Origin of the sequence: Mycobacterium sp. E183 (genome assembly GCF_001667735.1) — a bacterium.
Lineage (GTDB): Bacteria > Actinomycetota > Actinomycetes > Mycobacteriales > Mycobacteriaceae > Mycobacterium.
In genome coordinates this window covers 143,175-149,982 of sequence record NZ_LZJN01000105.1, presented here as the reverse complement: position 1 = coordinate 149,982, position 6,808 = coordinate 143,175, and the positions used below count along the sequence as shown (strand labels likewise).

Sequence of the window (6,808 nt, the reverse complement as noted above, 5' to 3'; positions counted from 1 at the left end):
GGCTGGGCGACCCGACCACGGCGCCCGCGGAAGCGTGGACCACCGCGGCGCTCGCCAAGGCGGCGGCCGGCGATGCGGCGGCCACCTGCGCGAGAACCGCGGTGCAGGTGCACGGGGCGCTCGGGCAGACCTGGGAGCACGACGCCCACCTCTACGTCCGGCACGCATGGCAGGCCGCCGCGATGCTGGGCGACAGCCGCGCCCTGTACCACGAAGTGGGACGCCGTTTCGCGGGCGGCGCGGCATGACCGGGGTGGTCGAAGAATTCGGCGCCTGGCTGACGGACTTCCTGCCGAACGACTATTACGAAAACTACCGCGAGTACCGCTGGGATCTGCCGCTGCGGCGTGATTACCAGCGGGCGGCCTTCGAGGCCGGATGGATTCAGCCGACCTGGCCGAAAGAACACGGCGGTCGATCGCTGGGCCTGCGCGACGCGATGGAGGTTCGGCTCGAGGCGGCGATGCGCTCGGCGCCCAAGCTGCCGAACATCGCGGGTCCCAACGTGGCCGCGCCCGGCATCCGCCAGTTCGGCACCCCGGCGCAGATCGAGCGGTTGCTCGTCCCGCTGCTGCGCGGTGAGGAATGGTGGGCGCTGGGCATGTCCGAACCGGAGGCCGGGTCGGATTTCGCCGGTCTGCGCACACGCGCCGAACGCGATGGGGACAGCTTCCGGGTTAACGGCCACAAGATCTGGACCACCCAAGCCCATGAATCGCGGTGGTGCACACTGTATGCCCGCACCGACCCGGAAGCCCCGAAACACCGCGGGATTTCCTGCCTGATTCTCGATCTGCACTCGCCCGGGGTGCGGATCGAGCCCATCCGGATGGCGTCGATCTCCGACGAGACGTTCTGCGAGGTCTTCCTCGACGACGTCGAGGTGCCTGCGGACAACCTGCTGGGTCCATTGCACGGCGGGTGGAACGTCGCCCTGTCGTCGCTGCACCATGAACGCCAGATGATCTGGATCATGAACTGGGTCGAGATCAAGCGAGGGCTCGAGTCGGTGCGCAACGCGCAGCCGACCGCGGACATCTGCGCGGAACTCGGTTCCCTGCTCGCCGACGCCGAGGCGTTGCGGGCCACCGGGTACCGCGCCCTGGGCAACGAACTCGCCGGACGACCGAGCCCCGAGGCCGACTCCATGAAACTGCTCGGATCCGTTACCTTGCAGCGTGTTTGGGATCTCGCCGCGGCTGCGCAAGGAACGCAATCGCTGAGCGACCCGGATCTGCTCTTCGAACGCCAGGACGCGCTTGCCGCGACCATCTACGGCGGGACATCGGAGGTCCAGCGCAACATCATCGCCGAGCGGGTGCTCGGGCTGCCGAAGGGATGACAACGATGGATTACGACCTCGGCGACGACGCCGCACAACTGCGGAATCACCTGCGCGAGCTCGTGGCCAACCACATCCCCGCCGACTTCTTGGGCGCCTGCACCGAGAACCCCCGGGATCTGGCCACCACCGAGACCTTCTGCAAACTGCTGGCGGCCGAGGGACTGCTGGCGCTGGCCTGGCCGAAAGAGCATGGCGGCGGCGGGGGTTCGGTCTGGCAGCAGACGGTGCTGCGCGAGGAGATGTGGGCCCAGCACGAACCACGTGGTCCCCAGTACATGGGGGTCAACTGGGTCGGCCCGGCGTTGATGCGCTACGGCACGGCCGAACAGAAGGCCAGGCACCTGGCGGCCATCGCCGCGGGAGATGTGATCTGGTGCCAGGGCTTCTCCGAGCCCGAGGCCGGTACCGACCTCGCCTCGTTGCGCACCCGCGCCGTGCCGGACGGGGACGGTTGGCGCATCACCGGCCAGAAGGTGTGGACGTCCTATGCGCTGATGGCATCCTGGTGTGTGCTGGCGGCGTGCACCGATCCCGAGGCGCCAAAGCCCAAGCGGCTCACCCTCTTTCTGATTCCGATGGACCGCCCCGGCTTTACCGTCCGGCCGATCGGGTCGATGCTGGGACCACATCACCTCAACGAGATGTTCCTCGACGACGTGCAGGCGCTTCCCGGCGACGTCCTCGGCGAGGTCGGCGACGGCTGGCGGGTCATGCGCGAGGCGCTGGCATTCGAGCGCGTCGGCATCGCCCGCTACGCGCGCTGCGAATCATTGCTCGACCGGATGAGCACCCAGCTCGGGGACGACTGGTCCACGCTGCCCGAGTCGCTCCGCTCCCGCTGGGTCCGGGCGCTCGTCGATCTTCGGGTGGCCCGGTTGCTGGCTTACCGGGCGGTGTCGTTGCAGGACGACCCGGCGGCGGGCGCCGCGGCCAGTGCCGCCCGCATCGCCACCACGACGTGCGACCAGCAGGTCGCCGAGCTGCTCTTCGACGTGCTGGGCCCGATAGCGCTGGACAGTGGCAGCGGCGCCGCGCTGCACGGGGCAATCGAAGACCATTGGCGGTACGCACAGGCCGCCACCGTGGCGTCGGGCACCATCGAAGTGCAGAAGATGTTGGTGGCCCGCGACGTGTTGGGAGAGCACCGGTGAAAACTGATCTGCCACAAGACATCAGCGACTTCGCCGCGGTCGCGGCCAAGCGGTTCGCCCGGCTGGGCGGCCCGCAGGCGGCGTTGCGCGCCGAGACCGACGACACCATCCGGGACGCGGCGCGCGCGGCCCTCACCGAGGTCGGTGCGTTCGAGCTCGATGTGCGGTCGGCACCCGACGACCTGCTGGCCGCCGCCGTGCTGTGCCGGGCCGCCGGCGCGATGGTGTTGCCCTATCCCCTCGTCGAGGAGCTGCTCGCGATCGACGGCGCCCGCCTGGCCCTGGTCAACCCCGAGGCGCCGCGCATCGACCACGGCGACCTACCGGGCGACTGGATCGCCGCCGACCTGGACGGCAACCGCTACCCCCCGGAGCCGGCGTCGCGGACCAGCGCCAAACTCGGCCCGTTCCTGGTGCCCGCTTCCCTCGGCGCACCCGATGGAATCGTCCCCGCCGACGACATTAACCTTCATCTCGTGCTGGGATCATGGCGGATTCTGGGATCCGTTCAGCAGGCGCTGCACATCGTCACCGATCATGTGCGCGCCCGCGTGCAGTTCGGTAAGCCGCTGGCCGATTTCCAGGCGGTCAGGTTCGCCGTCGCGGAGGCCGCCGTCGCCGTGCGCGGGCTGCACGAGTTGGCCAAATACACCGTCTGCCGGCCGGAGTCGCTACCGCTGCCGGTCCGCTCGGCTGATGCACTCGTCCTGCGGCTCAAGGCATCCGACACCGCGCGTCAGGTGCTGCGCACCTCCCATCAGCTGCTCGGCGCCTTGGGTTTCTGCGATGAGTCCGACGTCAGCGTGCTCGACCGTCACACGCAACCGCTGATCCGTTTGCCGCTGGGCGCCGAGGCGCTCGCGTTGCGACTGATTCCCGGTGTCCCGGATGGCTCGTTGGAGACACTGTTCAGCGGGCCGGTATCGGCGTGAGCGCCACCGAACCGATCGCGGCCGAAGGGGCGGCCAACCCGTTAGCGGACGGAATCCCGTTCGGCGCCAAGCTTTCCGAGCTCGCCGAGGAGCGCGGCGACGACACGGGCGTAACCATCGTCGCCCTCGACGGCACCACGAAGTCGCTGACGTTCGGTGAGCTGGACGCGCGCGCCAACCAATGGGGCCGCGCGCTTTCCGCAAAAGGTGCCGGAACCGGTTCCCTTGTCGCCCTGGCGATCCCGAACTCGATACACCTGGTCCTGGCCACACTGGGCTGCTGGAAGATCGGCGCCGTTCCAGTTCCCATGCACTGGGACCTGCCCGAATGGGAGCGCGATCGGGTACGCGAGGTGATCGATCCCGCCGTCGTCGTCGACGAGGTGAGCCGCTGGCGCCTGGATGCCCAGGCCGGTGCCGAGTCCGCTGAGGCTCTGCCCGACGCCATCTCCCCCAACGCCAACGGCATCTGCAGCAGCGGGTCGACCGGCATACCGAAAGTCATCCTGAGCCTGGCGCCCTCGCTGTGGACCCCCCAACACGGCGAGCCCTTCCTGTCGAACTGGACGCCCGTCGCCCAGCCGCAGACCATCATGGTGCCCGCGCCGATGTACCACACCAACGGGTTCGCCACCTTCTTCTTCCTGCTGGCCGGCGACCATCTGGTGATACTCGAAAAGTTCGATGCTGCCCTGGCTTTGGATGTCATCGAACGCTTCCGGATCACCAATTTCACGGCCACGCCCACAATGCTGGCGCGCATAGCGGCCCGGCCCGACGTCCGGGAGCGCGACTTGTCCAGCATCGTGTTCATTCTGCAGGGCGCCGCTGTCATGCCGCCGTCGCTCATGCACACCTGGTTCGAACTGCTGAGCCCGCAGCAGATCGTGTCGGCGTACGGCATGACCGAGAACCTCGGGCTCACCGCATTGCGGGGCGACGAGTGGCTCGCCCACCCGGGTAGCGTCGGCCGCGGTTTCCGGGAAACCGAGATCCGGATTCTCGACGCCGGAACGAAACCGCTCGGGCCCGGCGAACACGGCGAGATCTACCTGCGCGCACCGATGAGCGCGGGGTCGCGCTATATCGGCGGCGCGGCGCCGCTACCGACCACCGAAGACGGCTTTCGCTCCGCCGGCGACATCGGCTACCTGGACGAGGACGGTTATCTCTACATCGTCGACCGCCGCGTCGACATGATCATCACCGGCGGTGCCAATGTCTTTCCGGCGGAAGTAGAGTCGGCTCTGGCGGGTCATCCCGACATCGCCGACGTCGTCGTCATCGGACTCACCGACCCGCAGTGGGGTCGCCGGGTGCACGCGGTGGTGCAGCCGGCCGACGGCGCGGTGCTCAGCGAAGAACAGGTGATCGAGTACGCGAAGAGCCGGCTCGCCCACTACAAGGCGCCCAAGACCGTGGAGTTCGTCGACGCGATTCCCCGCACCGCGGCGACCAAGGTGAATCGCTCGGCGATGATCGAGGCCCGTGGCGGCTGAAGGCCAAAGTCAGCCTACGGCGGCAATCCCTGCGTTGGATATGGTGAAGCCGCGACCCGAGCTCACAGTGCACGTCACGCCGTCCGTCTCCGACCGGCAGCTGAACGGCCCGGCTCCAGCCGTCTTCCCGTAGCCGAGGCTCGGCGTGCCTTCGGGCGGGTTGGCCAGACAGCTTTCGCCGGTGCAGCGGGACAGGACGCCGGCGGGGTCCATGGTCACCGACTGCGGCGGGGAGATGCTGAAGCAGAACGCCTCGTCGGGGATGCCGTGGCGCTGGTAGTCGATCTCGCAGCTGATGTTGCGGGATGGGGATAAAAAGGCCACATAGTTGTCCTGGTCGGCGGCGGCCGGCGGGGCGAACGTCGACAGGGCCATGCCACCGGCGCAACCCAACGCGATTGCCGCTGTGGTCAACCTTTTTCTCAACACACACGCCAACCCTGCCATAACGGGAGCATGAACGCTCACGAATGTTCGCTCTGCACACCAAGGGTGTTCACGGCCAACGCAAGCAGTAGGTAACCGCCGATCGTGAAGACCAGGTCCATGCGTTGCTCGTCGCTGAACGCGCGGCCCAACTCGTCCCACGTGGGCTGGCTGATGGTGTGATGCTCCATCAGCTCGTCGACGGCGCCAACGACCATCCCGTCCACGCCGTCGGTGGCCACGCCGGATCTGATCGCGGTGATGTCCTGTGCACTCAAACCCGCTCGCTCGGCGATCGGAACGTGGTGATCCCAGAGGTATTCGCACTCGCCGCGCGACACCACCCGTAGCAGTGCGACCTCTCGAACCCTGGGTGGCAACGTCGAGTCCCTCAGCAGGTAGGCGTTGAACGGTAGATACGCGCGGGTGAGGTCCGGGTGGCGCACCAGGGTCGCCAAGACGTTGCCCGCGCCCCCGGGATTGGCCCGGTCCGCGGGGATCAATGAGGCCAACGACGCCCGGGCGCGATCGTCCCACTCCCCGGCCGGCAAGGGCGTCAAACGGACTGGGCGGGCTTCGGTCATGGCGCCCCTATTGGATCGGTTCGTCGCCGAGCACGGTCGTGCGCAGCATCTCACGCGGCGAGGCGGGGTCGTAGGGGGCCGCGCGGTGCAACACACCGCGGTTGTCCCAGATGACGGTATCCCCCACCGACCATCGGTGGCTGTACACCTTCTCGGCCACGGTGGCGCGGTCGAGCAGCTGCTGAAGCAGGGCCCGACCCTCGTCGAGATCCATCCCCACCACGTAGTCCGCCGAGGCGCCCAGCACCAACGATTTACGGCCGGTGCGGTGCGTCCACACCAGCGGGTGCTCATGGGTGCGCCGAGATCGCCAGCGAGCCACCTGCTCCGGGCTGGCGTCGGGGTGAGCGCGGCGTTGAGAGGCCTCCAGCGAATGCACGACGCGAAGCGAGCCGAAGCGCTCCTTCTCTTTGTCGGTGAGTTCGTCGTAGGCGGCATAAGAGTTGGCGAATTCCGTTTCCCCACCCCATTCGGCGACCTGCACGGCCGACAGCACGGTGGCCTTCTGAGGGCACTCGTCGCCGAGCGGCGTGCAACCATCGATGTGCCAGTCGAATGTGGCCTTCAAGATTTCCGCCGACGAGTTCTTGGCCGGGTTCAGCGTGATGGGGAAAATGCCGGCGACCGGGTGATGGCCGTCGGCAGAGTGGTCGACCTCGCCCAGCAGACGACAGAAGTCGACCTGCACCTCCGGGGCGAGCCGTAGGCCATGGAAGACCAGAACCCCGTTGTCCTCCAACGCATCCAGGACCGCCTGACCGATCGGGTCGCCGGACGCCAGGCGAGCCGGATCCAGGCCGGTGACTTCCGCGCCGACGGACGCGGTGAGCTTGTTGATGGTGAGCAGACTCATGGCCTGTCCTTCCTGATG

8 protein-coding genes are annotated in these 6,808 nt (G+C 67.9%); 5 read left to right on the top strand and 3 right to left on the bottom strand.

Annotation, left to right across the window (positions count from 1 at the left end):
- The 5 genes from A5691_RS11020 to A5691_RS11000 form a co-directional block, all read left to right on the top strand.
- Positions 1–248 (top strand): acyl-CoA dehydrogenase family protein (locus tag A5691_RS11020; RefSeq protein WP_255392547.1); only part of this gene is annotated, 248 nt, incomplete at its 5' end.
- The gene (locus A5691_RS11015) at positions 245–1,342 is read left to right on the top strand and encodes an acyl-CoA dehydrogenase family protein (protein ID WP_067760509.1); all 1,098 of its coding nucleotides are present in this window, start codon (positions 245–247) and stop codon (positions 1,340–1,342) included. The genes A5691_RS11020 and A5691_RS11015, both read left to right, overlap by 4 nt.
- The gene (locus A5691_RS11010) at positions 1,339–2,496 is read left to right on the top strand and encodes an acyl-CoA dehydrogenase family protein (protein WP_197499217.1); all 1,158 of its coding nucleotides are present in this window, start codon (positions 1,339–1,341) and stop codon (positions 2,494–2,496) included. Before A5691_RS11015 ends, A5691_RS11010 begins: the two co-directional genes overlap by 4 nt.
- Positions 2,493–3,428 (top strand): acyl-CoA dehydrogenase family protein, encoded by a 936-nt coding sequence (locus A5691_RS11005; protein WP_067760507.1) that lies wholly within the window; start codon positions 2,493–2,495, stop codon positions 3,426–3,428. The genes A5691_RS11010 and A5691_RS11005 overlap by 4 nt, the downstream gene beginning before the upstream one ends.
- Positions 3,425–4,927, top strand: a complete 1,503-nt coding sequence (locus tag A5691_RS11000) for a class I adenylate-forming enzyme family protein (protein WP_067760505.1) — start codon at positions 3,425–3,427, stop codon at positions 4,925–4,927. Before A5691_RS11005 ends, A5691_RS11000 begins: the two co-directional genes overlap by 4 nt.
- Positions 4,928–4,936: 9 nt before the next feature.
- Here A5691_RS11000 and A5691_RS10995 read toward each other — a convergent pair whose 3' ends face one another.
- From A5691_RS10995 to A5691_RS10985, 3 genes are read right to left on the bottom strand one after another with little or no spacing between them, the layout of a single operon-like run.
- Positions 4,937–5,341, bottom strand: coding sequence for a hypothetical protein (locus A5691_RS10995; RefSeq protein WP_231980961.1), 405 nt, complete (start codon positions 5,339–5,341; stop codon positions 4,937–4,939).
- A gap of 50 nt (positions 5,342–5,391) precedes the next feature.
- Positions 5,392–5,937 (bottom strand): carboxymuconolactone decarboxylase family protein, encoded by a 546-nt coding sequence (locus A5691_RS10990; protein ID WP_068015557.1) that lies wholly within the window; start codon positions 5,935–5,937, stop codon positions 5,392–5,394.
- 7 nt (positions 5,938–5,944) lie between these two features.
- A complete protein-coding gene (locus A5691_RS10985) occupies positions 5,945–6,790 on the bottom strand; it encodes a TauD/TfdA family dioxygenase (RefSeq protein WP_068015553.1) in 846 nt (281 codons plus the stop codon).
- Positions 6,791–6,808 lie beyond the last annotated feature (18 nt).